This window comes from Brevibacterium sp. (assembly GCF_022712115.1).
Lineage (GTDB): Bacteria > Actinomycetota > Actinomycetes > Actinomycetales > Brevibacteriaceae > Brevibacterium > Brevibacterium salitolerans.
In genome coordinates, this window is sequence record NZ_JALAHB010000140.1 from 1 (window position 1) to 25,725 (window position 25,725).

Genomic DNA, 25,725 nt, shown 5'->3' on the forward strand with positions numbered 1-25,725 from the left:
ACCCCTCGGCCTCGAGCGCGGCGAGCGCGGCGCGCACGGTCGTGCGGCTGACTCCCCGCTCCTCGGCCAGCTCGCGCTCGGACGGCAGTCGCGAACCCACGTGAAGCACACCGCGGAGGACTGCGCTCCGGAGGTCGTCCGCCACCCGTTGGGACCCGAGCGACCGCCCGGCCTCGGCGCCGATCTCGGAACCGCGCATCGCCACCCCTTTCCGTTTTCCTTCAATGGTAGTACCTTAAGTGACGGAAGTGCAGAGACACGGAAGCCCGGGGAGCCGAAGCAGCACGGAACGCGCGACGCGGCCGGCCGGCGACCGATGAGCAGGAGGAGACACGTGGGATTCGGACTGACAGAGGCCCAGGAGGAGATCGCGCAGGCGGCCCGGGAGATCGTGGCGCCGTTCGATGACGAGTACTGGTCGGACAAGGACGCGTCCAAGGAGTTCCCGCGGGAGTTCTACGACCACCTCGCCGCGCACGGCTGGCTGGGCATCACGACCCCCGAGGAGTACGGCGGCGGGGGCATGGGCATCACCGAGGCCACCCTGCTGCTGGAGGCGATCGCCGCCGGCGGCGGTGCGATGAATGCCGCCAGCTCGGTGCACATGACGATCTTCGGCATGCATCCGGTGATCGTCCACGGCTCGGAGGAGCTGCGGAAGGAGAACCTCCCCCGGGTGACCTCGGGCGACCTCCATGTGTGCTTCGGCGTGACGGAGCCGGACGCGGGCCTGGACACCACGCGGATCTCCACCTTCGCCCGTCGCCGCGGGGACGACTACGTGGTCAGCGGCCGCAAGGTCTGGATCTCCAAGGCGGTGGAGTCGGAGAAGATCCTGCTGCTCACCCGCACCACGCCGCGCGAGGAGGTGGAGCGGCCCACCGACGGCCTCACCCTGTTCTTCACGGATCTCGACCGGAAGCACGTCGACATCCGCCCCATCCGCAAGATCGGCCGCAACGCCGTCACCTCCAACGAACTCGTCATCGACGACCTCGTGGTCCCCGCCGCGCACCGCGTGGGCGAGGAGGGCAAGGGCTTCAAGTACATCCTCGACGGGCTCAACCCGGAGCGCATGCTCATCGCGGCGGAGGCGCTGGGGATCGGCCGGGCGGCGCTGGCGAAGGCCACGGCCTATGCGAAGGAGCGCGTGGTGTTCGACCGGCCCATCGGCATGAACCAGGGACTGCAGTTCCCGCTCGCGGACTCGCTCGCCAAGCTGGATGCGGCGGAGCTGGCCCTGCGGAAGGCGACCTGGACCTATGACCAGGGCCTGCCCAGCGGCCGTGAGGCCAACACGGCCAAGTACCTCTGCGCCGAGGCCGGGGTGGACGCCGCGGACCGCGCACTCCAGGTGCACGGCGGCATGGGCTACTCGGAGGAGTACCACGTGGGCCGCTACCTCCGGGAGGTGCGCCTCATGAAGATCGCGCCGGTGAGCCAGGAGATGGTGCTCAACTTCCTCGGCACCAAGGTGCTCGGGCTGCCCCGCTCCTACTGAGCCCCTCCGCATCGCAAAGGCTCGGGCGCCTCACGCAATTGCGTGAGGCGCCCGAGCCTTCGTGCTTGGTCAGGACTGCGCTGCGGCCTGCCTCTCCGCGATCTCCACGACGTTGACCAGCAGCATGGCGCGCGTCATGGGTCCCACGCCTCCCGGGTTCGGGGTGTAGTACGCGGCGTGTGCACGAGCGGCCCTGTCGATGTCGCCCACGACCTTGGACTTCCCCGTCTCCGGATCCGTCTCCCGGGAGACGCCCACGTCCACGAGGACCGCTCCGGGCTTCACCATGTCCGCCGTGACGATGCCCGCCTGACCGGCCGCCGCGACGATGACATCGGCCTGCTTCTCCAGCTCCGGCAGGTTCTGCGTGCCGGTGTGCGTGAGCGTGACGGTGGCGTTGACGTCCTTGCGCGTGAGCAGCAGGCCGATGGGCCGGCCCACCGTCACGCCGCGGCCGAGGACGACGACGTGCTTGCCGTCGAGCTCCACGCCGTGGCGCGAGAGCAGCTCGACGATCCCGTGCGGCGTGCACGGCAGCGGGGTGTCGATCTCCTCGCGGATCCGCAGCACCAGGCTGCCCAGGTTCTGCGGGTGGAGGCCGTCCGCGTCCTTGGCCGGATCGATGAGACCCAGCACGCGGTTCTCGTCAATGCCCTTGGGAAGCGGCAGCTGGACGATGTAGCCGGTGCACTCGGGGTTCTCGTTGAGGCGCTGCACAGCCGCCTCGATGTCCTCCTGCGTGGCCGTGGCCGGCAGGTCCTCACGGATGGAGGCGATGCCGATCTCCGCGCAGTCGCGGTGCTTGCCCGCCACATACCACTGCGAGCCGGGGTCCTCCCCCACCAGCAGCGTGCCCAGCCCCGCGCGCACGCCCTTCTCCCCGAGCGCCTGCACGCGCGCGGCGAGCTCGGCCTTGATCGCGGCGGCGGTGGCCTTGCCGTCGAGCTTCACGGCGCCGCCGTCCGCTGCGGCTCCCTCCGCCGAGGCCGCAGCCGGCGCCTCGGGCACGTTCTGCTCCTGCGCCATCAGTACTGCTCCAGACCTTCGTAGAGCGGGAAGCCGTCCGTGAGCGTGAGGACCCGGGCGCGCAGCGCCTGCGCGTCGGCACCGGGCTTGAGCGCCTGGGCGATGATGTCCGCGACCTCGGTGAACTCCTCCGGCCCGAACCCGCGGGAGGCGAGCGCCGGGGTGCCGATCCGCAGCCCGGAGGTGACCATCGGCGGCCGGGGATCGAACGGGACGGAGTTCCGGTTGACGGTGATGCCCACCTCGTGGAGGAGGTCCTCGGCCTGCTGGCCGTCGAGCGGCGAGTTGCGCAGGTCGACGAGGACGAGGTGCACGTCGGTGCCGCCGGTGAGCACCTGGACACCGGCCTCGGCGACGTCGGCCTCCTGGAGCCTGTCCGCGAGGATGCGGGCGCCCTCGAGCGTGCGCTCCTGCTTGGCCCTGAACTCCGCCTCCGCCGCGAGCTTGAAGGCCACGGCCTTGGCCGCGACCACGTGCATGAGCGGTCCGCCCTGCTGGCCGGGGAACACCGCGGAGTTGAGCTTCTTCGCGTTCGCCTCGTCACGCGAGAGGATGAAGCCGGAGCGGGGTCCGCCGATCGTCTTGTGCACCGTGGAGGAGACCACGTCTGCGATCGGGACGGGGTTGGGGTGCAGGCCGGCGGCCACGAGACCCGCGAAGTGCGCCATGTCGACCCACAGGGTCGCGCCCACCTCGTCCGCGATGGAGCGGAACGCCTCGAAGTCCAGCTGGCGGGGGTACGCGGACCAGCCGGCCACGATGACCTTGGGGCGGTGCTCGAGTGCGCGCTTGCGGACCACGTCCATGTCGATCCGGTGGGTGGCGGGGTCCACCTCGTAGGAGGCCACGTCGTAGAGGCGTCCGGAGAAGTTGATCTTCATGCCGTGCGTGAGGTGGCCGCCGTGCGCCAGCTCGAGTCCGAGCATCTTGTCCCCGGCGCGCGCGAAGGCGTGCATGACGGCAGCGTTCGCGGAGGCACCGGAATGGGGCTGCACGTTCGCATAGGCGGCCCCGAACAGGCTCTTGGCGCGCTCGATCGCGAGGTTCTCCGCGACGTCGACGTACTCGCAGCCGCCGTAGTAGCGGCGACCGGGGTAGCCCTCCGCGTACTTGTTGGTCAGCACGGAGCCCTGCACCTGCAGGACGGAGCGGGGCACGAAGTTCTCCGAGGCGATCATCTCGAGCGTGCCGCGCTGGCGTCCCAGCTCCTGGTCGAGGACCTGTGCGATCTCCGGATCGATGTCGGCGAGGCCTGCGTTCAGCGCAGACGGAGCGTCGGTCATATGGGCACTCTCCTGGGGTGAGCAGTGGAATCGGTGAGCGTGGCGGCCCGTACTCCGCCTGTGGCTAGGTTAACAGCGAATCGCCCTGATATATCAGTCTATTCCCCAGATCTCATGTGCTGAGAAGGCCGACCTCCCCGGCGGCAGCACGCCCGGTCCTGCCGCGGGCACGCCCGGCCCCCGCTGCGGACGCGCGTCACGTGCACGCTGAGCCTGCCGCGCACGCTCGCGCTCGTGGCGCGAGCGCGTGCTCAGTCCGCTCAGCGCATCTGCACGGGGTCGGCCACTCCCGCCGCGGGACGGGAGCGCGCGAGGACGGACAGCACCGCCGCGACCACGCACAGTGCGGCTCCTCCCCAGAACGCGTAGGAGTAGGTGCCGAACACGTCACGGATCACTCCCGCCCCCAGAGCGGCCACCGCCGCACCGATCTGATGTGCGGCGAACACCCAGCCGAACACGATGGTGCCGCGATCGCCGAAGACCTGCCGGCACAGCGCCGCGGTGGGCGGGACCGTCGCGACCCAGTCGAGGCCGTAGATGACGACAAAGACGACGATGCTGGGGCTGACCTCGTGCGAGAGCAGCCACGGCAGCAGAAGCAGGCTGAGTCCGCGGAAGGTGTAGTAGATCGCCAGCAGCTTCCGGGAGTCGAACCTGTCCGTGAGCCACCCGGACACCACGGTGCCGGCGATGTCGAAGACGCCCACGGCCGCCAGCAGGCTCGCCGCCGCAGTGGTGGACATCCCGTGGTCGTGGGCGGAGGGGATGAAGTGGATGCCGATGAGGCCGTTCGTCGTGGCGCCGCAGATGGCGAAGGCGAGCGCCAGCGCCCAGAACGCGCGATGCCTCACGGCGAAGGCCAGGCCCTCCAGCGCCCGTCCGACCGCGCCGCCCGCCGCGCGTTCGAGCGCCTCATAGCTCGCCGGCTCCGCACCGTACGGGAGAACTCCGCGGTCCTCCGGGTAGTCGCGCATCACCAGCCAGACGAAGGGGATGACGAGGAGCGCGGCGCCGGCGATGACGAAGGAGGCGGGCCTCCAGCCCACGTTCTCCGCGAGGGCCGCCACCGGCGGCAGGATCACCAGCTGTCCGGTCGCGGAGCCGGCGGTGAGGATCCCCATGACCAGGCCTCGGCGGCGGACGAACCAGCGGTGGGCGACAGTGGCGGCGAGCACCAGGGCCATCGCACCCGTGCCGAACCCGATGAGCAGGCCCCAGAACACGATGAGCTGCCACGAGGCCGTCATGACGACGCTGCCGCCCGCCCCCAGCGCCACCAGACCCAGTGCCGCGGAGATGACCTGGCGGATGCCGAAGCGGTCCATGAGCGCTGCGGCGAAGGGGGCGACGAGTCCGAAGAGGAGCAGGTTGATGCTCACCGCCAGGGACATGGTCCCCATCGACCAGCCGAACTCCTCGTGGAGCGGCACCATGAGCGCACCGGGTGCCGCACGGAAGCCGGCCGCTCCGATGAGCGCGAGGAACGCCACCGCCGCCACCCACCATGCGGGGTGGATGCGACTCCCGCGCGGGGCGCCTGCTGAAGCGGGAATGCCGGAGGAGGTGCGCATCGCCGTCGCTTTCTTCAAGAAAGTATTACCCTGGGAGAGTACGTGGAACCGAGGCGGAAGGGAAGCCATGCCGCTGCGATCCGACTGGTCCGAGGCGCTGTGCCCCGTCCAGCGCGCCCTGGAGGTCGTGGGGGACCCGTGGGTCCTGCTCATCGTCCGCAACGTGCTCCACGGCAACGGGCGCTTCGAGGCGCTGCGCGCGAGCCTGGGGATCTCCGAGGCGGTGCTGAGCCGGCGCCTGCACGGCATGGTGGAGGCAGGCCTGCTCACGCGGGCGGAGTACTCCAGCGGCAACCGCACGCGGTGGGGCTATGCCGCGACCGAGGCCGCCGCCGAGCTCCTGCCCATCCTGCAGCAGCTCGCCCTGTGGGGTGAGAAGCACACTCCCCTGCCCGCCGCGGGGGCGCACATGGCGATGGTCCACGAGACCTGCGGGAGCGAGACCCGGCAGGGTCAGATCTGCAGCACCTGCGGGGAGGCCATGGCGAGCGAGGAGATGATCTGGGTCAAACCGTGGAAGGGTTCCCGCGATCACCTGGTGGGTCCCGGCGTCGTCGTTCCCGGTTGAGAGCGAGCCGGCCCGCCGGCCTCCTGCCCGCCGACGGGTGCGATGACGAGGGCGGCGCTCACGAGGAGCACGGCGGTGATGCCGGTGACGGCCCAGAGCGCCTCCGGACCGAGCTCCGCGCCGTTCGCCGCAAGGTTGACGGCGGTGAACGGCAGAGCGTGCGCGAACACGGCCGGCCAGACGCACGCCCACCGTGCGGCGAGAGCGGAGAGGAACAGGCTCAGCGGCGGCAGGGCCGCTGTGAGGGCGACCGCGGTGGAGGGTTCGACGGAGCCCTCCGCCGCATAGGCCCAGTGGAGCGGGATGTGGAACGCCGTCCATGCGACTGCGACGAGGACGGCCGAGCCCCAGAACCCCAGCGGTGAGAGCACGGCGGGCAGATGCCAGCGCCAGACGACCTCCTCCCCCAGCGTGCTCATGGCGAAGACCACGGAGACGGGGACCATCATGAGCAGCGCGGGCACGAGCGCGGCCGCCGGCTGGACCCGGATGGCGCCCAGGGACTGGCTGAGGGCGGCGGCGAGGAGATAGACGCCGGTGAGCAGCAGCATCGCCAGCACACTCGTCCCGACGATGTGGAGCAGCGGTCGCCTGCGAGCCGGCCACAGCCCCCACCAGCGCACGAGTTCCCGTCCGAGGCCGGCCGCACCGAACCGCCGGCCGCCACCGGGTTCAGGCCTCGCCGGCGGTGCAGAGGCCCGCGGATCCCGGAATCCGGCGTTCGCGCCACCCGCGTCCGCGACCGCGTCGCCCATACCCCTCGGCCTCTGCGGGCCGCACAGGAGGGCGATCACTCCGAGCGAGACGAGGGCGGGTATCCAGCGACCGAACAGGACCGCGCCCGTCGGCACGGGCGTATCCGTGAGGACGAACCCCACGCAGACCAGTCCGAGCCCGGCGAGCGAGCCCCCGGCCAGGAGCAGCGCAGCCGTGGCCCGCACGCCGAGGCCGCCCGCGGCGGGGAGCGCGGAGGCGAGGTGCGGGGCCCGGCCTGCGGTGGACGGAAGCTCGGCTGCTGTGCTCATGGCTCCACGCTATGAGCGAGCATGCGGCTCGCTCACTGGAGACGTCCAGAAACCGCATGGGGGTTTTCCCCACCTCGCACAGGCGGCTTCCATCAGGCGCAGTGCCTCCACCGGGCGCGGAGCACCCGGACAGCGGCCCGCTTCCCACGCCGCGCCCATACCCTCGGACACGACGGAGGGGCTGCTCCCGCTCAGTCCCAGGTGCGGCGGTCGACGATGAGCTCGTCGCCCTCCCACGCCTCGACTGCACGCACCTCGGCCCGGAACCGCAGCTGCGTCCGGATGCGCTCCGCGACCTCCGCCAGCACGGCCTCGGCGGACTCCGCGTCTCCCGCGGCCGGCACGGCCTCACAGACCACGGCATCCCTGTGCTGCTCCCGGTCGATGACGAACCGCAGGGCCGCCACCCTCGGCAGGCTGCTCACCACGGTCCTGATCTGCGCGGGGTGCAGGAACATGCCGCGCACCTTCACGGCCTGCCCCACACGACCCAGCACCCCGACCAGCCGTCGCCTCCCGGCGGAGTCCGTCATCGGCGCACCCGAGTCATCGAGCACCCACGCCGAGAGATCCCCCGTTCCGAATCTCACGAGGGGTGCCGTCTCCCGCACGAGGCTGACGCCCACTTCCCCCTCCCCCGCATCCCGCGGCTCGCCGGTGCGGATCCCGCAGACGGCGACGACGATCCCCGCGCCCTGCACCATCCCCGGACCCTCGCCGTCCTCGTAGGAGATCAGCCCGGCCTCGGCGGAGCCGTACGCCATGCGGACGATGGGCACGCAGCGTTCGAGCTCCGCACGCAGGCTGGGTGGCAGCGGTTCCGCGGTGACCAGTGCGAACTCCACCGGGAAGTCCTCCTCCGTCCCACCGGTGGACAGATGCAGGTCGATGAGCGCCTTGAGATAGCTGGGCAGACCCACGTAGCCGCGCACCTGCAGATCACGGATCGCGTCCACCTGCAGCTGCTGGCTGCCGATGCCTGCGGGCACGACGGTGGCCCCGAACGCAGTGATCGCCTCGTCGAACATGGCCCCCGCCGGCGACAGGTGATAGCCGAAGCAGTTGATGACCACGTCTCCTGCTCGCATGCCGGCCGAGGCCAGAGCCTCGCCCCAGCGCCAGGGATCCTCCCCTGCCGGCTGGGCCTCGTAGATGGGGCCCGGCGACTGGAAGATCCGCGCGGGTGCGGGGCCGGAGAGGACGTGGGAGCGTTGGGCCACCATCTCGTCCTTGCTCTGCACCGGCAATGCGTCGAGGTCGGCAGGACTGCGGACCTCCTCCGTGCGCACACCCGCCGCGTCCAGGCGCGCGCGCAGGCCGGGATCGGCGGCCGCTCGGGCGAACGCAGATGCGAAGTCCCCCGTGGTCGCTGCAGCATGATCGACGTGCATCGCTCCTCCTTCTCACAGCCAGCGCTTGCGGCGCTTGTAGTGCTTCACATCGCGGTAGCTCTTCGTGGAGTCGCCGCCGCCGATCCCCAGGTAGAACTCCTTGACGTCCGGATTCTCCGCCAGGGCGGCAGCCGAGTCCTCGAGCATGATGCGGCCCTGCTCCATGATGTAGCCGTGGTGGGCCACGGACAGTGCTGTCCGGGCGTTCTGCTCGATCACCAGCACCGTCAGCCCGGTCTCCGCATTGAGCCGGGCGATGGTCGCGAAGATCTCCTCGACCAGCAGCGGGGCGAGGCCCAGCGAGGGCTCGTCCAGCATGAGCAGTCTGGGGCCGGCCATGAGCGCACGGCCTATCGCCAGCATCTGCTGCTCGCCGCCGGAGAGGAACCCGGCGGTGCGGGTGCGCATGTCCGCCAGCTTGGGGAAGAAGTCGTAGACGAAGTCCAGGGTCTGCTTGGCCTCCCCCGCCTTCGTGTACCCTCCCGCCAGCAGATTGTCCGCGACGGTGAGATGCGGGAACACATGCCGGCCCTCCATGCAGAGGCTCATGCCGTTGCGCACCCGCTCCGGCGCGTCCATGCGCGTGATGTCCTGCCCTCCGAAGACCACCGAACCGCTCGTGACCTCGCCCTGTTCGCTGGGCAGCAGGCCGGAGAGCGCCTTGAGGGTGGTCGACTTGCCTGCGCCGTTGGAGCCCAGGAGAGCCACGATGCTGCCTTCCGGCACCGTGAGCGAGAGCCCGCGGAGCACTAGGATGACCTCGTCGTAGATGACCTCGATGTTGTTGACGCTCAGGAGCGGATCAGGAGTTCCCCTGGCCGCGCTCGCCGGCGCATGCTCCGCTGTCGCCGGGGTCATGGCGTCGCGCCTGCTTCCACCTCGCTGAGCACGCCGTCCTTGATCTCGTAGATGTTCGAGGCCACCGTGCCGCGATGGGAGTCCGCCGAGAACTCCACGGTGCCGTCGCCCAGCACTCCGCCGGTGTCGATGGCCCCCATGCTCTCCAGCGATTCGCGGATCGCCGCACCCGTGAGGTCCTCGCCCGCCTCGAGGGTGTGGGCGATGCCCTCGGCCATGACGTGCATGGCGTACCAGCCCTGTACGAAGCTCACGCCCGCGGCGGAGGGGTCCGTGCCGTTCTCCTCGAGATAGGCCGTGATCTCCGCGTGCCCCGGCTTCTCCGCGGAGAGCGGAGCGATGGGCTGCACCGCCATGTGCCCCTCAGCCGCGTCTCCGGCCGAGGTGGCGAACAGCTCATTGCCGCACCAGTTGAGGCAGACGATCTTCTGGTCGCCGCCCTGGGCGGCGAGGTCGCGGGCCAGGTGCGCCGCAGGGCTCGCCACGTTCTGGATGACGATGTACTCCGCCCCGGCGGCGTCCACCTGGCTGAGCACCCCGGCGAAGTTGGTGGTTCCCGCCGGCATGGCGTGGGAGACGTAGTCGATGTCCAGGCCCTGTTCGTCCACCCACGCTTCGCCGTCGCCCACCGGTGAGGTGCCGAACGGGGAGTCGTGATGCAGCACGGCCACGCTGGTGGGCCCGCCGGCGTCCTCGGCGATCCAGTTCAGCGCCACACGCATCTGGTCCGAATAGGTGGGTGCGATGAGGAAGTTGTAGGGCGACTCCTCAGGATCCGTGAGCTCCTCGGAGAACGAACCCGAGATGAACGGGAGCTCGTCGTTGGCCACGCGCGTGCGCAGCGCCTCGGTGTCGCCGGTGCCCCAGCCCTGGATGGCCACGACCTCGTCATTGAGATACCTGCGGTAGAGCTCCTCCGCCTGCGGGATCTCGTAGGCGTAGTCGTTGGAGATCGCGTTGATCTCCCGGCCGTTGATCCCGCCGTCCGCGTTCCGGTGCGCGACGTAGGCGAGCATGCCCTCGTTGTAGTTGCTGCCCACGTCGCCTGTCGCACCGGAGAGGTCCGCGATCACGCCGATGGGGATGGGTTCGTCCGAGTCCGCGCTGGAGGCCCCGGATCCGCCGCAGGCGCTCAGGACCATGAGCGAGGCGGAGGCGGCAGCCGCTGAGATGAGGAAACGTGAGTGCTTCATTGCTTCTCCTGGTGTGTGCTGTGCCGGTGGCTGAGAGCTCCCGGCTGCGGGTGACGGCGGCCGCGAGGGCCTGCGGGGGTCAGTAGCGGAACGGCCAGAAGCCGAAGAAGTCCTTGATGCGCTGCCAGATGCGGTTGAGCCCCCTCGGTTCGAAGATGAGGAAGACGATGATGACGAGTCCGAAGGCCGCGTGTTCGACCGCCGGCAGCTGGCGGGTGAGGACCGGGGCGATCCCTCCCAGCGCTCCTGCCAGCATGCGGACGAGAACGGGCAGAAGCGTGATGAACACCGCGCCGTAGACCGCCCCGGCCACGGAGCCCATACCGCCCACGATGATCATGGCGAGGTAGCTGATGGAGACGTCGATGGTGAACTTCTCCCAGGAGATGATCTCCGTGTAGTGGGCCAGGAGCGCACCGGCCAGCCCCACATAGGCATTGGACACCGCGAAGGCCGTGAGCTTGGTGCGGGTGAGGTTGACCCCCATCGCCGAGGCCGCGATGTCCTGGTCGCGCACTGCCATGAACGAACGGCCCACCCCGGTGCGGAAGAGGTTGGTGGCGGTCAGCGCCGCGAGCACCGTGAGGATCAGCAGGATCACGTACCACTGCTGCTCGAACGCGGCCCGCTCGATCCTGAGGCCGAACACCTCCAGCCGCGCCACGTCCACGAACCCCTGCCCATCCGTGAGGAACTCCCAGCGCCGCACCACGAAGATGATGAGCATCTGTGATGCCAGCGTGGCAATGGCCAGGTAGAGGCCCTTGAGCCGCAGGGCGGGCAGCCCCACGATCACTCCCACCGCAGAGGTGAGCATGACCGCGCAGAGGATGGACACGGGCGCCGGGAGACCCATGCGGTCGGTGAGGATCGCGGTGGTGAACGCCCCCACCGCCAGGAATCCGCCCTGTCCCAGGGAGATCTGCCCCGTGAAGCCCACCAGGATGTTGAGGCCGATGGCTCCTATCGACGCGATGAGCGCGGTGTTGGCAAGCGCCAGCCAGTAGTTGTCGAGGACGAACGGGAGCGCGCAGGCCACCAGGGCGAGCACCGCCATCCGCACGATCTGCGGCCGGGTGTGCAACAGCCGCAGCTCGGATCGGTAGGAAGCGTGGTGGAGGCCGGTCTCTGCAGCAGGCATCAGTTCAGACCCTTTCGATTCGCTTCTCGCCGAACACGCCGTAGGGCCGCACGAGGAGGACCAGGACGAGCACGATGTACGGGATGACCTCCGCCAGGCCCGGGTCCATGTACCCGGAGACGAACTGGGTGATGAGGCCGATCGTCAGACCGCCCACGATGGTGCCGGGGACGGAGTCGAGGCCGCCCATGATGACGACGGGGAAGACGAGCAGGCCGAAGCTCACGATGTTCATCTCCACCGCCGTGACGTCCGCCAGCAGCACGCCGGCGATGAGCGCGGAGACCGCCGCGAGAGCCCAGGACAGTGCGAACACCCGGCGCACGGAGATGCCCACCGTCATGGCCGCCTGCTGGTCGTCGGCGACCGCGCGCATGGCGACACCGTGACGGGACTTCTGGAAGAACCAGGTGAGCAGCCCGAGGACCAGTCCGCAGATCACGATCACCCACAGGCGGTTGACCGGGACGGTGCCGCCGAGAATGCCCACGGACCCCGTCGGCAGGATCGGGTCCATCGAGCGCGGCTGCGTGCCGAAGAACATCTGGACGATGGCGCCCAGGAGCCCGGAGAGGCCGATGGTCACCATGATGATGGAGATGTGGCTCTGCCCCACCATGGGTCTGAGGATGAGCCTCTCCACCACAGCGCCCACCACCACGGCGACCACCACGCCCACCAGCAGCGCGAGCACCAGCGGCAGCCGCAGGACCGCGAACGCCGTGTAGAAGGAGTACGCGCCGATGAGGAGGAACTCCCCCTGGGCGAAGTTGATCACCCCGGTGGCCTTGTAGATGAGCACGAAGCCCAGTGCGGCGAGCGCCAGGATCGCGCCCTCTGACAGCCCGATGACGAGCAGTGTGACGAATGTGCTCACTTGCGACCACTCCAAACCTGTCTGCGTGCACGGCCGGCGGGCACGGTGAACCCCGCGAGGTCGAAGATGCGCAGGGGCAGCGAACGCTCCGTGACCGTGCCGTCCTGATAGGTGACGGCGGAGCGGATCGTCACGGACTCCTCACCTGCCGAGAGCGCGGCGATGATGTCCGCATACCTCTGTGCGATCACGTTCCGACGGACCTTCCGGGTCCGGGTGATCTCATCGTCGTCCGGATCGAACTGCTTGTGCATGAGGACGAACCGTCCCACCCGGATCCGCTCCAGCAGGTCCTCGTTCGCCTCCGCGATCTCCTCCGCGATGAGGGCGTGGACCTCCGGCTTCGAGGCGAGATCGGTGTAGGTGGTGAACGACAGCTTCTGTGCCTCCGCCCACGCACCCACCGTGGCGGGATCCAGCGTGAGGAGGCCGCACATCACGTCATCGCTCCCACCGCCGTCCGCGCCCGGCTCCAGGCTGCCGCCGGAGAACACGACGGCCTCCTCCACGTACGGGGAGAACTTCAGCTTGTTCTCGATGAACGCATGGGAGTACATGGTGCCGTCGGAGGCGAAGACCACGTCCTTGAGCCGGTCCACCACGACCAGGTGGCCGTCGTCGTCCAGGTACCCCGCGTCCCCGGTGTGCAGCCAGCCCTGGGGAGTGACGACCTCGGCGGTGGCCTCCGGGTTGCGGTGGTAGCCGCGGAACACCGCCGAGGAGCGGAGCATGATCTCCTGTCTCTGACCGAACTGCAGCTCCGTGCCGGGCAGGGGCTGCCCCACCGAGGTGAAGGACACCGCACCGTCCCGGTGCAGGACGGATATGCCGCAGATCTCCGTCTGGCCGTAGATCTGCTTGAGGTTGACCCCCACGGCATGGAAGAAGCGGAAGACGTCCGGTCCCAGCGGGGCACCGCCCGTGTAGCAGCGACGGATCCGGGTGAGGCCCAGCTGCTCACGGACGGGCCGGGTCGCCACCAGATCCGCGAGGACGGCGACGAGGCGCAGCCCCGCCGAGGGGGTCCGGCCCCCGTTGCGTGCCTGTGCGAGCCTGTCCATGACGGAGTACCCCCAGCCGAACAGGCCCCGTTTGAGCGCCCCGGCCTCGTCGATCCGCACCTGCACCTCGGAGAGCATCGACTCCCAGATGCGCGGCGGGGCGAACATGACGTCCGGACCGATCTCCCGCAGGTCCGCCTTCTGGGTGGAGGCGTCCTCGGGGAAGGAGACGGTGAAGCCCGCATGCAGTCCGCAGGCCACCGCCAGCATCTGCTCCCCGATCCAGGCGAAGGGCAGCGTCGACACGTACCGGAAGCGATGGTCGATGGGATCGGCCTCCGTGAGCTGACGCGCCATGGAGAGGAGATTGGCGTGGGAGAGCTCCGCGAGCTTGGGCTTGGAGGTGGTGCCGGACGTCGTGCAGACGACGGCGAGGTCGTCCGGGGAGCCGGCGGCCACCTGCGCGTCCAGCCAGCCGTGCCGGTCCTCTCCCCAGGCGCGGCCGCTGTCCTCCACCGCGGTGAAGTCGAGGAGGATCTCGTCCGTGTACTGCTCGAGCCCGTGCGGGTCGTAGTACACCACCTTCTCCATCCGCACCTCCGGCGGGGCCTCCGCGTGGAGCGCGAGCAGCTTGTCCACCTGCTCCTGGTCCTCCGCCACGACGATGCGTGCCTGAGAGACCTCGAGGACGTGCGTGACCTCCGCGCCGATCGACGTGGGGTAGATGCCCACCACGCTCGCCCCCAGGGACTGCGCCGCGAGCTCCGCGATGAGCCACTCCGGGCGGTTGTCGCCCAGGACCGCGACGATCTCCCCACGCCGCACCCCCAGCTGGGCCAGCCCGTGAGCGAAGTCCCGCACGCGCTCGCGGTACAGCTTCCAGGAGGTGGGCTGCCAGATCCCGTACCGCTTCTCCTGCATGGCGAGCCGGTCCGGATGCTCCGCCGCCAGCCTGTCGAGGAGCTGGGGCATCGTGCGCGCCACGCCGTGCGGCGGCCGGTCTGCGACGAACATGCCCGCTGCCTCGTGCGGGGACACGGCGCTCATGAGGCTGCCCCCACTCCCAGGTAGGCCTCGATGACCTGCGGGTGGACCATGACCTCCGCCGGGGTGCCGTCCGCGATCACCCGGCCGAAGTCGAGGACCGTCACCCGGTCCGAGATGTCCATGACGACGTTCATGTCGTGTTCGATGAGCACGATGGAGACGCCCGCGAGCTCATGGACGTCGAGGATGTAGCGCGCCATGTCCTCCTTCTCCTCCGCGTTCATACCGGCCATGGGCTCGTCGAGGAGGAGGAGAGACGGCTGGAGAGCGAGCGCACGCCCCAGTTCCACCCGCTTCTGGATGCCGTAGGCCAGCGTGCCCACCGGCTTCTGCCGATGCGCCTGGAGCTTGAGCAGGTCGATGACTTCCTCCACGATCTCGCGGTGTTCGATCTCCTGCCTCCGCGCCGGGCCCAGCCACAGCATCGCTGCGAGCACGTTCTGCTTCATGTGGATGTGCCGGCCCAGCATCATGTTCTCCAGCACGGTGAGATGGTCGAACAGTTCGATGTTCTGGAAGCTGCGCGCCACACCGAGCCGGGCGACGCGGTTGGGAGGCAGGCTGGTGAGTCTGCGGTTCTCATAGTGCAGACCTGCGCCCGCACCACTGTCCGGGCCGGTGACGGACTCACCGGCGACGGTCCGCAGCACGATCTCTCCACTGGTGGGCCGGTAGAGGCCGGAGATGCAGTTGAGCAGGGAGGACTTCCCTGCGCCGTTCGGACCGATGACGGAGTGGATCCGGCCCGATTCCACCTCCATCCCCACATCCTTAAGCGCCGTGACTCCCCCGAACCGCAGCGTCAGATCCGTGACGCGGAGCAGGGACTGCCCCGGCGGCATCGAACTGCCGTTGAGGGAATGGCGGTACGCGCGAGTTCTCACGGGTGCTCCTTTGCTTTCCGCGGCGAGGACGTCTTCGCCCATACGCAGGTGTGACCGTCATCACTGAACTTTTTCCAGAATAGAGTTCCACTATGCTGAATGCAATACCTTCATGAGAAACCAGGACGCAGATTGCGGTAGACGTTCTCGGCTCGTATCGTTCCTTCCAGACAGGTTTCCCGGACACCCAGCAAGGAGTGCGCATGCCTACGGACGCCGGCACCCCCAAAGGCGGACTGGGCACGATCAGGAATGCCACGCTCCTCATGGACCTCCTGGCACAGGCTCCGTACATGCACCAGCTCTCCGATCTGGCGCAGCGCTCCGGGATGACCGTGCCCACCGTCCACCGGCTGCTCCGCTCGCTCGTCCATGCCGAGTACGCGGAGCAGGACCCCACCACCTCGAGGTACGGACTGGGCCGGGCCCTCACGCGGCTGGCTGTGCGCCAGATGGAGAACAGTCCGGTGCTCAGCGCACTGAGTCCCTTCCTCTCCTCGCTGCGGGATCAGCTCGACGCGACCGTGGGCGTGCACGTGCTGGTCGCAGGGGACGCCGTCTGCATCGATCAGGTCGAGGCCACGGATCGGGGGCCCTTCCGCCGTCCGCTGCACGCGGGACCCGCGCTGGAGAGCGCTCCCGGCAGGCTGCTCGCGGCGCACGCGCCGGAGACCACCTGGCAGGACGTCCACGCGGCAGCCGCCCCGGACACCGCGGCCGAGTGCGCGCCGCTCCGCGCGGAGTGGCGCGCAGCGGACCATCTCGTGCACCGCTCTGCTGCGCCCGGCGCCGCGGACGAAGTGGCGGTGCCGGTCCGTGCCGTCGACGGGACCGTTGTCGCCGCGCTCAGCGCAGACCTCCCTTCCGATGCGGACGCGGCCCGTTTCGTCCCGCTTCTCACCCGCACCGCGGTCTCCGGTGGAAGGAGCATCCCCCATGCCTGAGCGTCCGGACGAGCACGCACCCGCGCCTGCCCCCGAATGGGTGGCCGCTGCCTCGAGCCTGGACTGGTCCCAGGCCCCGTCGGACGTCATCGGCGCCGACGGCACCTGGTTTCCCGGCGGTCGTCTGGACACGGTCTGGAACCTCGTCCATCGCCACGCCGTCACCCACGGATCGCGCATAGCGGTCCACTGGGAGGGCGAACCCGGCGATCGCCGCTCCCTCACCTATTCCGAGCTCTCCGCCGAGGTCGAGACCATGGCCGTCGCCCTGCGAGACCTCGGGCTCCGCACGGGTGACGTCGTGGCCGTCCACACCAGCTGGCTGCCGGAGACGATCGTGATGATGCTCGCCTGCATGCGGATCGGCGCACCGTGGGCCACCGTGCCCGTCTCGCTCCCGGCAGAGGCTCTGAGCACGCGGATCTCCGAACTCGCCCCCGCCCTCGTCCTCACCCAGGACGGAGCATGGCGCCGCGGTACAGTCATTCCCCTGAAAGCGCGAGCGGATGAAGCGTTGGCCAGCGCGGACAGCGTCGAGCACACAGTTGTGGTCAGACGAACCGGCATGGATGTCCAGTGGTTCCACGGAGACGAATGGTTCAGCGATGTCCGGGCCCGGGTCCGACGTCCGGAGTCGGGGCCGGCAGAGCCGGGCCCCGGCAGCTCGCTGCAGGACCTCCTCTGCATCCGGCAGCTCGCCTCCAGCACCGCCGCGCAGCACCTGGAGCACACACTGGGCGGCATCCTCCTGAACGCGGCGGCCTTCCACACCACTGCCCGCAGCGGTGACACCTTCTGGTGCGCGGGCGATGTCTCATGGGCGGTCTCCTCATGGCACGGGCTGCTGGGACCGCTCCTGTCCGGTGACACCGTCGTCGTGTACGAAGGAACCCTCGACGTCCCCGATCACACCCGGCTGCTCGACATCGCCGAACGGTACCGAGTCTCCACGCTCCTGACGAATCCCGCGGTCATGCGCACCCTCCGCTCGTGGAGGATCGAGACGGACCTCCGAGCCCGCGATACGGCCCTGCGCCACGTCATCACGGCCGGCGAACCCGTCGAGCCCGCGCTGCGCTCCTGGATGCACGCCACATTCACGGACGACGAATGCACCGTCTCGGACGCGTGGGGGCAGATCGAACTCGGTGGGATCGTCTACGCCACCGGTCCGCGCACGGACTACAACCCCGGCGGAGCGATTGCCCTGGACGAAGGCAGGGTCCCTGTTCCGGAAGGCGGCAGCGGGCAGCTCGTACTCACACGCCCCCTGCCGGGCCGCGTCGTGGGAACCTCTCCACCGCCGGTCTTCACGGCGCACGGTGAGGTCTCCCCCACAGGCGACGTCGTCGAGGTCTCAGCCGACGGCGGGTTCCGGTTCCACGGCAGAGTCGACGCCGTGGTCTCCGTCGCCGGGCAGCTCGTCTCCCTCGAAGCGGTGGCCCGTGCGCTGCGTGAGCATCCCTACGTGGCGGAGGCCACCGCAGTGCGGCTGCCCCACCACCAGCACGGCAACCGCATCGTGGCATGCGTGGTGACAACCGTGGAGCCCAGCGGAACCACGGCCCATGAACTCGCCAGCACCGTGCGCACCGAGCTCGGCGGACTCGCCAGGCCGCACGCCGTGATCTTCGTCGACCGGATCGACACCGCCCTGGCCCGCACGACCCTCTCGCATGCGCTCGAGACCCTCCTGCCCGAGGCTGCGTGGAGCGTCCTCACCTGGGAGGAGATCACCCACGCCGCGCAGACGATGGACCGTCCCGGCACCTGAACTCCACCGGGCGCGGAGCACCCGGACAGCGGCCCGCTTCCCACGCCGCGCCCATACCCTCGGACACGACGGAGGGGCTGCTCCCGCTCACGCGGGAACAGCCCCTCCGATCAGTCACTCAGACGATCACTTGTCGTCGGCTGCGGCCTGAGCCTCGTCCTCCTGCGGACCGGACTCGACGTCCGGCTCGACGGCCGGGGTCTCCTCCGCCGGAGCCTCCTCCGCCGGAACGGCCTCGGCGGCGGCAGCGGTCGCGACCTCTGCCTCCTTCACCGTTGCCTGCTTGGGCGAGTAGGGCTCGAGCACGAGCTCGATGACCGCCATGGGGGCGTTGTCGCCCTTGCGGGGGCCGATCTTGGTGATGCGGGTGTAACCGCCCGGACGCTCGGCGACCGCCGGAGCGATCGAGGTGAAGAGCTCGTGGACGATTCCCTTGTCCGTGATCTGCTGGAGCACGCGACGGCGGGCAGCGAGGTCTCCGCGCTTGGCGAAGGTCACGAGGCGCTCAGCCACCGGGCGCAGACGCTTGGCCTTCGTCACGGTCGTGGTGATGGACTTGTGCTCGAAGAGCTGCGCGGCGAGGTTGTTGAGCATCTTGCGCTCGTGCGCCGGCGAGCCTCCGAGGCGGGGACCCTTGGTGGGGGTGGGCATTGTTCAGTCTCCTTGGAAATTCCTGTGTACCGCGGACGGAACCGCGCAGCTCAGTACTGCTCGTCCTCGACGAAGGACTCGTCCTCCGGATCGGCGTTCTCGCCGTAGCCGGCAGGGCTGTCCTTGAGGCTCAGCCCCAGCTCGCCCAGCTTCTGCCGGACCTCGTCGATGGACTTCGAGCCGAAGTTGCGGATGTCCATGAGGTCGGCCTCGCTCCGAGCGACGAGCTCACCCACGGTGTGGATGCCCTCGCGCTTGAGGCAGTTGTACGAGCGGACGGTGAGATCGAGATCCTCGATCGCGAGCGCGAGGTCTGCGGCCATGGCGGCGTCGACCGGCGAGGGGCCGATCTCGATGCCTTCGGCCTCGACGTTGAGCTCGCGGGCGAGTCCGAACAGCTCGACCAGCGTCTTGCCCGCGGATGCCAGGGCATCCCGCGGGGCGATCGACGGCTTGGTCTCGACATCGACGATGAGGCGGTCGAAGTCGGTGCGCTGCTCGACGCGGGTGGCCTCCACCTTGTAGGTCACCTTGAGCACGGGCGAGTAGATCGAGTCGACGGGGATGCGGCCGATCTCCGCGTCCACGTTCTTGTTCTGCGTGGACGAGACGTAGCCGCGTCCACGCTCGATCGTGAGCTCGATGTCGAGGCGTCCGGTGTCGTTGAGGCTGGCGATGTACAGCTCAGGGTTGTGGATCTCCACGCCGGCGGGCGCGGAGATGTCTGCGGCGGTGACGGTGTCCGGGCCCTGCTTGCGCAGGTAGGCGACGACCGGCTCGTCGAACTCGGAGGAGACGACGAGGGACTTCAGGTTGAGGAGGAACTCGGTGACGTCCTCCTTGACCCCGGGAACCGTCGAGAACTCATGGAGCACTCCGTCGATCCTGACGCTCGTGACCGAGGCGCCGGGGATGGACGAGAGCAGGGTGCGTCGCAGCGAGTTGCCGAGGGTGTATCCGAATCCGGGCTCCAGGGGCTCGAAGGTGAACCTGGAGCGGCGATCGGAGACGACCTCTTCCGTGAGCGTGGGGCGCTGTGCAATGAGCACGTGGGCTTCCTTTCAGCGGACATCCGCTATATGACGTCCGCGAAGTCGTGAGCGCAGGGCCAATGGGACCTGACTCGAAACGCTAGCGGTAGACGGTCCGGATCAGACCCGACGCCGGTCGCCCGCCCGTGAGGGCAGGACGGCCGGGCACCGAATCGTCCCCGGGCAGCGGCTCAGCCGCGACGACGCTTGGGCGGACGGCAGCCGTTGTGCGGGGTGGGGGTCACGTCCTGGATCGTGCCCAGCTCGAGGCCCGCGGCCTGGAGCGAGCGGATCGCGGTCTCGCGGCCGGAGCCGGGGCCCTTGACGAAGACGTCGACCTTCTTGAGGCCGTGCTCCTGCGCGCGGCGGGCTGCGGACTCCGCCGCCATCTGCGCTGCGTAGGGGGTCGACTTGCGCGAACCCTTGAAGCCCACCTCACCCGAGGACGCCCACGAGATCACGGCGCCGGAGGGATCCGTGATGGAGACGATGGTGTTGTTGAACGTGGACTTGATGTGTGCCTGGCCGGCGACGATGTTCTTCTTCTGCCCGCGGCGAGGCTTGCGCGCTGCTGCGCGTGACTTGGGAGGCATTCTTCACAAACTCCTGATCGATGCGTTCGAGGTGCTGCTTACTTCTTCTTACCGGCCACGGTGCGCTTGGGTCCCTTGCGGGTGCGCGCATTGGTCTTCGTCCGCTGTCCGCGGACGGGGAGACCGCGGCGGTGGCGGAGGCCCTCGTAGGAGCCGATCTCCACCTTGCGGCGGATGTCAGCGGCGACCTCGCGGCGGAGGTCACCCTCCACCTTGAACGTGCCCTCGATGAAGTCACGCAGCTGAACGAGCTCAGCATCGGTCAGGTCTTTGACGCGGGTGTCCGGGTTGATCCCGGTCTCCGTCAGGGTCTGGCGCGCACGAGTGCGGCCCACACCGTAGATGTATGTCAGGGCGACTTCCACGCGCTTCTCGCGAGGGATGTCGACTCCGGCAAGACGTGCCATCAGTTCTTTCCTTCTGGTTCTTCGGAGGTGCTGGTGCAGTCCTGGTCCCGCCGGCGCTGCGTCCGGCGGGTCCCCAGCCTCCGACTGGGGGTGTCGTCCTCACCTGCCGCCCGCAGGGGCGACGGTGGCGAGGGGGCGAGGTCTGCGTGGGTGTGCGGCTCGGACCCGGGAGTTCGGCTCCCGGACCGACACCAGATCTGCGGATGCTTGGGAGATCAGCCCTGGCGCTGCTTGTGGCGCGGGTTCTCGCAGATCACCATCACACGGGAGTGACGACGGATGACCTTGCACTTCTCGCAGATCGGCTTGACGCTTGGCTTCACCTTCATAGCTGTTCCTTCTTCTCACCGCGAATGCCCCGAGGTACTCCCCGGGGCAGTACAGCGCGAAATCGTCGAAGCGATCCTCTGCTTACTTGTACCGGTACACGATGCGTCCGCGCGAGAGATCGTACGGCGACAGCTCGACGACCACACGGTCCTCGGGCAGGATGCGGATGTAGTGCTGGCGCATCTTGCCGGAGATGTGGGCGAGAACCTTATGGCCGTTGGTCAGCTCGACGCGGAATGTAGCGTTCGGCAGAGCCTCGACCACGGATCCCTCGATCTCGATGACCCCTTCTTTTTTGGCCATATCGTCCGTAACCTCTTCTTCCCGCGAGTCGGTATCGCGTTTCGTTCATGCGGAGCGGACCCCGCGTGGACCGGCAGCCCATCCCCGGTGCGCGGATCCGTGGATCCGGACCGCAGACGCGGATATACTCTCCGCGTGCGCAGCGTCAGCGATCTCCCGGATGAACCGGACACACTGACGCCCCTTGGTCACAGGCCAATAGGAAACTGTACATGACCGCGCTCTTCTACGCCAAGCGGGCCCGAGCGCGCAAGCGGGACACACCGCTGGGCCGGCCCAACCGTCCGCCTCCAGGCCTGACCGCGCCTCTTGACGCCGTCGGCGGCGTCCTGGCGGACCCCGGCACGGCCGAGGCCGATCTGCGGACGGCTGCCCGTGTGCTGGACCGGATGCAGTCCACGTCCCTCACGACCCTGCCGCTGCTTCCGGCCGTCGTCGCTCGTCTGCGCCGCTTCCTGCGTCCCGCGCCCGGCTCCGCGCTCCTCACACGGATGTTCGTCACCGCCGGGACCGCCGCGGCCGGCCGCGCGGTGGCCGCGGCCCCGGGCCTCGAGCCGCTGACCGCCGGGGCGCCGTGCCGCCGGGTCGTCCCTCCGGGCCTGCTGCGCGATTCCGATGCCCGCACGCCGGTCCGCCAGGGCCGCCTGGGCGACTGCTGGCTGGTCGCGGTGATGGACGCCTGCGAGGTCGCTCGGCCGGGGTACCTGCGCGGGCTCGTGCGCGTACGGACAGAGGCGGGCGAATCCGGCGCGCCGGGTGGTCCCGATGCGGCGGCGGGCGTGCGCGAGGGCACGGTACGCGGCCCCGGCCGCCGGCAGCACGGTGCGCGACTCCGGCTCGCCACCGTACGGCTCCACTCCCCCGTGGTCACCGTCCCGCTGCTCCGCCGCCTGCCGGGGCTCCCCCTCCGCCGCCTCGATGTGCCGCTCTCCACCGCGGTCCCCCGTGATCGGCGCGCCGGTGGTCACGGGCTGAGTCCCAACGCGGCGTCGCTCGTGGAGAAGGCCGCCGTCATCGTGTGGGCGCAGGGCTCGTACAGGCGGCTGGCGCGCGACTTCGCGGGCATCGGCTTCGCCCTCCTCACCGGCGGCTGGGCACTCGCCCGGCCCGTTCCGCAGCGGCTGGAGACGGTGGCCCGATGGCTGCAGGCAGGTCGCCCGGTGGTGGCCTCCACGCTGGTGCGGCCGGGCGGCTCGTTCACTCTGCCGCGCGAGGACGACCCGGAGCGCGTGGTCGCAGTGATGGACGGCCACGTGTACTCCGTCCGCGGAGTCCTCCGCTGCGACGAGGACGGAGTGCCGTCGGCGCGCTCCGTCCTGCGCGTCCACCTCCGCAATCCCGTGGGCGGGCCGGATCCCCGGAGCGGCTCCGGCGGCGGAGCGCCGGAGTGCCGGCGGCCGCCGATGCGGCGGAAGGACCTCTACCTCTCCGTGCGGCAGTTCCGGCGGGCGTTCATCAGCGTGAACGCAGGGCCACGGCTGCGCTGAGGGAGAGTGCCGCCCACGGTGGTCCGGCGGTGGGAACGGAGCCGGAGGCCGAGGCCGCGGGCGCCGGCGGCCTCGGGCTCACCGGCCCGCGCGGACCGTCACCTCTCCCGCCTGAGCGTGCCGATCTCCTCCCCGTGGCTGTCGAAGACACGGAGTGTGTCACCGGCGACGGTCACGGCGGTGGTGCCCGCGAGCCAGGTGTCCACACCGAGGCACGCCTTCAGCGTGGAGAATCCGCGCGTGATGGTGGCCGTGTCCCCCTGCAGCGTGTACCGGCCCTGGACCCCGTTGCATCCGTCGGAGCCCGTCATGTGTCCGGCTCCGGCGGCAGGAGTGCTGAACGTGAGGAACGCGGTGGCAGGATCCTCCGCGCGCCAGGTGCCGGCGATGGCCGCAGGCGCCTGAGCCGCGGGACCGACCGCGGAGGCCTGGAGACGGGGCCGTCCGCCCGGCTGATACTCACTCATGATGCCTCGCCTTCTGCACCGCTCTGCTGTGCGCTGCTTCTGCTGTGCCCTGCTGTGCGCTCCGATCGTCTCATCCCGGGACGCCGAATGGGGCATCCGCTCGGTGCGGATGCCCCATTCGGGCGGCGCCTCTCAGCCGGCTCTCATGCGCGGCCGATCGGGACTGCCCAGTCGCCGGGCGCGCTCATCCGAGCGGCGCCCGCGACTGACCGTCGTTCTCAGCTCAGGCGGCGACGGGCGATGTAGACGAGCGCACCGCCCAGTGCGAGCAGACCGGCGGCACCGGCGACCAGCGGACCGGTGGTGGAACCGGTGCGGGGCAGGTCCTTGCCGTCGTCGTTGCCGTCGTCCTCACCGCCGTTGCCGCCCTCGGAATCGGCGACCACCGAGAACTCCGCCGAATGCACGTCCTCGGACGTGGTGGCGACGACCTCGTAGTCACCGATGTAGGCCTCGGGCGCGGCGGTCGTCAGCCCCCAGATGCGGGAGCCGGCCACGCCGTTCGCGTCGGCCTCGACGGTGACGGTCTTCGCGGACTCGGACTCGCCGTCGATGAAGGTCTCGAAGGTGACGGAGCTGTTCGGCTCGGCACCCGTGACGGTGTAGACGACGCCGCGGTTCTCCGCCTCCGCCTGCTCCTCGCTGTCGGCGACGAACTTCGAGGCCTCCACCTCGGTGGCGCTGATCGTGAGCTCCTCGGGCTCCTCGGTGGGAGTCGCGGAGGGCGTCTCCGAAGGCGTCTCGGACGGGGTCTCCGTCGCGGTGGGCTCCTCGGTGGGCGAAGCGGTCTCGGTCGGCTCAGCCGTTTCCGTGGGCTCAGCGGTCTCGGTGGGCTCCGAGGTCTCCGTCGCCGTCGGCGTCGGCTCCGGGGACTCGGTGTCCGTCGGAGTGGGGCTCGGCTCGTCCTGCGCAGTCTTCACGGTGTAGTCGCCGGGAAGGTGCTTGAGGCCCTCGGAGAGTTCTGCGGTCCAGAGGACGCCGGGCGCTCCGCCGGAGACCACACCGACGGCCTGGTCGCCGAGCATGACGGCTCCGCCGGAGTCGCCGCCGGCGACGGAGGCGGTGGAACCGAAGCCGTAGACGATGTGGGGGTTGCCCTGGTCGTCCCTGACGTTGGCGTATCCGTCGACGAAGTCGATCGCGCCCGCAGTGGTTCCCGTGGTGCGGCCGGAGTGGTAGATCTCATCGCCGATGTTGTCCTCGGTGATGTCGAGCACGCCGTTGACGGGCTGCGCGTCGGAGGCGAGATCGTCGGCCTGGTAGGCGGCCTCGGACCACTGCGTGACCTCGCCGGGCATGTTGAACCCGGAGGCCTCGTCCACCTCGATGATGCCGAAGTCCTGGGCATCAGCGGGATCGAGGTCGTTCGTCACCTCCGTGGCCGGGCCGTACTGGGCGTGGGTGAACGTGCCCAGCCGCTTGTCGCCGAGCTGCTCGGAGGTGTCATAGCTGCCGGTCGCGACATTCGAGGTCGAGGGCGCTTCCAGGTTGATGTCGAGGCCGAGCGCACCGTCGCCGCAGTGACCTGCGGTGATGATGGCGTCCTTGCCGTCGGGGCCCACGGCGTTGAAGCCGACCGAGCACAGGCCGAAGGCTCCGCCGCCCATGTCGATCCGGTAGCCGGCGCCGTTGACCACATCGGTGTCGTTGCCGGCCACTGCCGAGTAGCCCTCTTCGATGTGCTCGACGACGATCTCGTCGGGCGTGCCCTTGTCATCCGCGGCGAAGGCGACGACGCTCTCGACCTCCGGTGAGGTCTCGTCCACGGCGGCGTCGGTGGTCTGCACGATGAGCTGGCCGTTCTGGCCCTTGCCCACCGCCGCCACGGTGTCGGCGTGCTTGAGCGCAGTCAGCGCTGCCGCTTCGTAGGTCTCCGGAGCGTCGTCCACCGCCGGCGCCGCGAAGGCGGCCGGTCCGGCGACCAGTGCGCCGCCGAGGCCCAGAGCCGCCGCGGCGCTCAGGGCGACGGTGCGCTTACCCGAAAGGGGTCGTGCCATTGTCACAGTCCTTTGTCTCAGTCCACATGGAGGTGCCCGGCCCCCGCTGAGGGTGCAGACGCGCACACGGCGGGATTCGGACTCACCTGAGACATCTTGGCGCATGGCACGGCGATCGGCCGCGTTAAGAACGTTTTGGTCACGGAAAGGTCGCAGAGTTGACAAACTGGAGAACAGTGCTTTCGGCACACGCGGCCGCCGCGCCCCTGCCCTCGTGACGAAACACGGAAGTGGGGCAGACGCCGCAAGCGGGGGGCCCCCATAGCGAAGGCGCGCCCCCCCCGGACCGCCAGCCCCCGCCCAGGGGCGGCATAACACGCCAGCGGGGTGGGGCCGCCGCGCGCAGTAGACCCGCGCGCCGCCCCTCGCCCC

General features: G+C 69.6%; 25 protein-coding genes. 5 read left to right on the top strand and 20 right to left on the bottom strand.

All coding sequences use genetic code 11. From position 1 onward, the window contains the following. Positions 1 to 199: GntR family transcriptional regulator (locus Q0A33_RS07955; protein WP_291794944.1), on the bottom strand; the 199-nt coding region annotated here is incomplete at its 3' end. A 135-nt stretch (positions 200 to 334) separates the two neighbouring features. On the opposite strand from Q0A33_RS07955, the gene Q0A33_RS07960 reads away from it, so the two are divergent. Then, entirely contained in the window at positions 335 to 1,501 is a 1,167-nt protein-coding gene (locus Q0A33_RS07960) for an acyl-CoA dehydrogenase family protein (RefSeq protein WP_291794945.1), read from the top strand. 69 nt (positions 1,502 to 1,570) lie between these two features. On the opposite strand, the gene Q0A33_RS07965 is transcribed toward Q0A33_RS07960, so the two are convergent. From Q0A33_RS07965 to Q0A33_RS07975, 3 genes are all read right to left on the bottom strand, one after another. Beyond that, the gene (locus Q0A33_RS07965) at positions 1,571 to 2,527 is read right to left on the bottom strand and encodes a bifunctional methylenetetrahydrofolate dehydrogenase/methenyltetrahydrofolate cyclohydrolase (RefSeq protein ID WP_291794948.1); all 957 of its coding nucleotides are present in this window, start codon (positions 2,525 to 2,527) and stop codon (positions 1,571 to 1,573) included. Then, positions 2,527 to 3,810, bottom strand: a complete 1,284-nt coding sequence (gene glyA / locus Q0A33_RS07970) for a serine hydroxymethyltransferase (RefSeq protein WP_291794950.1) — start codon at positions 3,808 to 3,810, stop codon at positions 2,527 to 2,529. The genes Q0A33_RS07965 and glyA overlap by 1 nt, the downstream gene beginning before the upstream one ends. A 260-nt stretch (positions 3,811 to 4,070) precedes the next feature. Further along, positions 4,071 to 5,384 carry an MFS transporter gene (locus Q0A33_RS07975; RefSeq protein ID WP_291794995.1) on the bottom strand — a complete coding sequence of 438 codons (1,314 nt, stop codon included), beginning with the start codon at positions 5,382 to 5,384 and terminating at the stop codon, positions 4,071 to 4,073. A 67-nt stretch (positions 5,385 to 5,451) separates the two neighbouring features. Here Q0A33_RS07975 and Q0A33_RS07980 point away from each other — a divergent pair, with 67 nt between their 5' ends. After that, positions 5,452 to 5,952 carry a helix-turn-helix domain-containing protein gene (locus Q0A33_RS07980; protein WP_291794952.1) on the top strand — a complete coding sequence of 167 codons (501 nt, stop codon included), beginning with the start codon at positions 5,452 to 5,454 and terminating at the stop codon, positions 5,950 to 5,952. Here the strand turns inward: Q0A33_RS07980 and Q0A33_RS07985 are convergent. The 8 genes from Q0A33_RS07985 to Q0A33_RS08020 form a co-directional block, all read right to left on the bottom strand. Continuing rightward, on the bottom strand, positions 5,916 to 6,977 hold the full coding sequence (locus Q0A33_RS07985; protein WP_291794954.1) for a CPBP family glutamic-type intramembrane protease: 1,062 nt from the start codon (positions 6,975 to 6,977) through the stop codon (positions 5,916 to 5,918). The genes Q0A33_RS07980 and Q0A33_RS07985 overlap by 37 nt on opposite strands. 191 nt (positions 6,978 to 7,168) lie before the next feature. After that, a complete protein-coding gene (locus Q0A33_RS07990; RefSeq protein ID WP_291794956.1) occupies positions 7,169 to 8,368 on the bottom strand; it encodes a phenylacetate--CoA ligase family protein in 1,200 nt (399 codons plus the stop codon). Positions 8,369 to 8,380: 12 nt separating this feature from the next. Further along, positions 8,381 to 9,226 carry an ABC transporter ATP-binding protein gene (locus Q0A33_RS07995; RefSeq protein ID WP_291794958.1) on the bottom strand — a complete coding sequence of 282 codons (846 nt, stop codon included), beginning with the start codon at positions 9,224 to 9,226 and terminating at the stop codon, positions 8,381 to 8,383. Further along, positions 9,223 to 10,419 carry an ABC transporter substrate-binding protein gene (locus Q0A33_RS08000; RefSeq protein WP_291794960.1) on the bottom strand — a complete coding sequence of 399 codons (1,197 nt, stop codon included), beginning with the start codon at positions 10,417 to 10,419 and terminating at the stop codon, positions 9,223 to 9,225. The genes Q0A33_RS07995 and Q0A33_RS08000 overlap by 4 nt, the downstream gene beginning before the upstream one ends. Before the next feature lie 79 nt (positions 10,420 to 10,498). Further along, positions 10,499 to 11,560 (bottom strand): branched-chain amino acid ABC transporter permease, encoded by a 1,062-nt coding sequence (locus Q0A33_RS08005; RefSeq protein WP_291794962.1) that lies wholly within the window; start codon positions 11,558 to 11,560, stop codon positions 10,499 to 10,501. Between the two features lie 4 nt (positions 11,561 to 11,564). Continuing rightward, on the bottom strand, positions 11,565 to 12,437 hold the full coding sequence (locus tag Q0A33_RS08010) for a branched-chain amino acid ABC transporter permease (protein ID WP_291794965.1): 873 nt from the start codon (positions 12,435 to 12,437) through the stop codon (positions 11,565 to 11,567). Next, positions 12,434 to 14,485 (bottom strand): AMP-binding protein, encoded by a 2,052-nt coding sequence (locus Q0A33_RS08015; protein ID WP_291794967.1) that lies wholly within the window; start codon positions 14,483 to 14,485, stop codon positions 12,434 to 12,436. The genes Q0A33_RS08010 and Q0A33_RS08015 overlap by 4 nt, the downstream gene beginning before the upstream one ends. After that, a complete protein-coding gene (locus tag Q0A33_RS08020) occupies positions 14,482 to 15,369 on the bottom strand; it encodes an ABC transporter ATP-binding protein (protein ID WP_291794969.1) in 888 nt (295 codons plus the stop codon). Before Q0A33_RS08020 ends, Q0A33_RS08015 begins: the two co-directional genes overlap by 4 nt. 203 nt (positions 15,370 to 15,572) lie before the next feature. Here Q0A33_RS08020 and Q0A33_RS08025 point away from each other — a divergent pair, with 203 nt between their 5' ends. Further along, positions 15,573 to 16,313, top strand: a complete 741-nt coding sequence (locus tag Q0A33_RS08025; protein WP_291794971.1) for a helix-turn-helix domain-containing protein — start codon at positions 15,573 to 15,575, stop codon at positions 16,311 to 16,313. After that, a complete protein-coding gene (locus Q0A33_RS08030) occupies positions 16,306 to 18,087 on the top strand; it encodes an AMP-binding protein (RefSeq protein WP_291794973.1) in 1,782 nt (593 codons plus the stop codon). The genes Q0A33_RS08025 and Q0A33_RS08030 overlap by 8 nt, the downstream gene beginning before the upstream one ends. A 126-nt stretch (positions 18,088 to 18,213) precedes the next feature. On the opposite strand, the gene rplQ is transcribed toward Q0A33_RS08030, so the two are convergent. The 6 genes from rplQ to infA all read right to left on the bottom strand — a co-directional run bounded on the left by rplQ (position 18,214) and on the right by infA (position 21,402). Then, the gene (gene rplQ / locus Q0A33_RS08035; protein ID WP_291794975.1) at positions 18,214 to 18,738 is read right to left on the bottom strand and encodes a 50S ribosomal protein L17; all 525 of its coding nucleotides are present in this window, start codon (positions 18,736 to 18,738) and stop codon (positions 18,214 to 18,216) included. 50 nt (positions 18,739 to 18,788) lie between these two features. Further along, positions 18,789 to 19,787: a DNA-directed RNA polymerase subunit alpha gene (locus Q0A33_RS08040; RefSeq protein WP_291794977.1), complete on the bottom strand. Its 999-nt coding sequence runs from the start codon at positions 19,785 to 19,787 to the stop codon at positions 18,789 to 18,791. Positions 19,788 to 19,960: 173 nt separating this feature from the next. After that, a complete protein-coding gene (gene rpsK, locus Q0A33_RS08045; RefSeq protein ID WP_291794979.1) occupies positions 19,961 to 20,362 on the bottom strand; it encodes a 30S ribosomal protein S11 in 402 nt (133 codons plus the stop codon). Between the two features lie 38 nt (positions 20,363 to 20,400). Further along, positions 20,401 to 20,769, bottom strand: a complete 369-nt coding sequence (gene rpsM, locus Q0A33_RS08050; protein ID WP_291794981.1) for a 30S ribosomal protein S13 — start codon at positions 20,767 to 20,769, stop codon at positions 20,401 to 20,403. A gap of 215 nt (positions 20,770 to 20,984) precedes the next feature. After that, on the bottom strand, positions 20,985 to 21,098 hold the full coding sequence (rpmJ, locus tag Q0A33_RS08055; RefSeq protein ID WP_019159373.1) for a 50S ribosomal protein L36: 114 nt from the start codon (positions 21,096 to 21,098) through the stop codon (positions 20,985 to 20,987). An 82-nt stretch (positions 21,099 to 21,180) separates the two neighbouring features. Beyond that, complete coding sequence (gene infA / locus Q0A33_RS08060) at positions 21,181 to 21,402, bottom strand: translation initiation factor IF-1 (protein WP_029090239.1); 222 nt, start codon at positions 21,400 to 21,402, stop codon at positions 21,181 to 21,183. Positions 21,403 to 21,614: 212 nt separating this feature from the next. Here infA and Q0A33_RS08065 point away from each other — a divergent pair, with 212 nt between their 5' ends. Further along, positions 21,615 to 22,889 (top strand): hypothetical protein, encoded by a 1,275-nt coding sequence (locus tag Q0A33_RS08065; RefSeq protein ID WP_291794990.1) that lies wholly within the window; start codon positions 21,615 to 21,617, stop codon positions 22,887 to 22,889. Between the two features lie 98 nt (positions 22,890 to 22,987). On the opposite strand, the gene Q0A33_RS08070 is transcribed toward Q0A33_RS08065, so the two are convergent. Continuing rightward, positions 22,988 to 23,356 (bottom strand): META domain-containing protein, encoded by a 369-nt coding sequence (locus Q0A33_RS08070; RefSeq protein WP_291794992.1) that lies wholly within the window; start codon positions 23,354 to 23,356, stop codon positions 22,988 to 22,990. A 218-nt stretch (positions 23,357 to 23,574) separates the two neighbouring features. After that, positions 23,575 to 25,353, bottom strand: a complete 1,779-nt coding sequence (locus tag Q0A33_RS08075; RefSeq protein ID WP_291794994.1) for a trypsin-like serine protease — start codon at positions 25,351 to 25,353, stop codon at positions 23,575 to 23,577. Positions 25,354 to 25,725 lie beyond the last annotated feature (372 nt).